Source organism: Streptomyces sp. NH27, from assembly GCF_056859195.1.
Map to the genome: position 1 here is coordinate 1 of NZ_JACEGK010001075.1, position 491 is coordinate 491.

Below are 491 nucleotides of genomic sequence, written 5' to 3' on the forward strand. Positions count from 1 at the left end.
GTATCTGCGCTGGTTCCAACTCGGCGCGTATCTCCCGCTGTTCCGCACCCATTCGGCGATCGACGCGGGGCGGCGGGAGCCGTGGGAGTTCGGGCCGCAGGTGCTGGAGCACGCGCGGGCGGCACTTGAGGAACGGGTGCGGCTGCTGCCGTATCTGGAGACACTGGCGCATGTCGCGCACCGTACCGGCGCGCCGTATGTGCGGCCGCTGTGGTGGAAGTCGCCGGGCGACCGGGCGTTGCGGGAGTGCGAGGACGCGTTCCTGCTCGGCGAGTCGCTGCTGGTGGCGCCGGTGCTGGTGGCGGGCGCCACCAGCAGGCAGGTGCGGCTGCCGCGCGGGCGGTGGCACGACACGGCCACCGGCGTCTCCTACCGGGGGTGTTCGACGGTGCGGCTGGAGGCGCCGTTGGGCCGGATTCCGGGGCTGGCCAGGGCCGGGGCGGTGCTGCCGGTGACCGGGGCCGCCGGGGCGGTGGAGCTGGAGGTGTGGG

At 74.5% G+C, this 491-nt stretch carries 1 protein-coding gene; it reads left to right on the plus strand.

Going from position 1 to position 491, the window contains the following annotated elements; translation table 11 throughout:
• Nucleotides 1-491: TIM-barrel domain-containing protein (locus AC13HU_RS38085; RefSeq protein WP_483046566.1), on the plus strand; the 491-nt coding region annotated here is incomplete at both ends.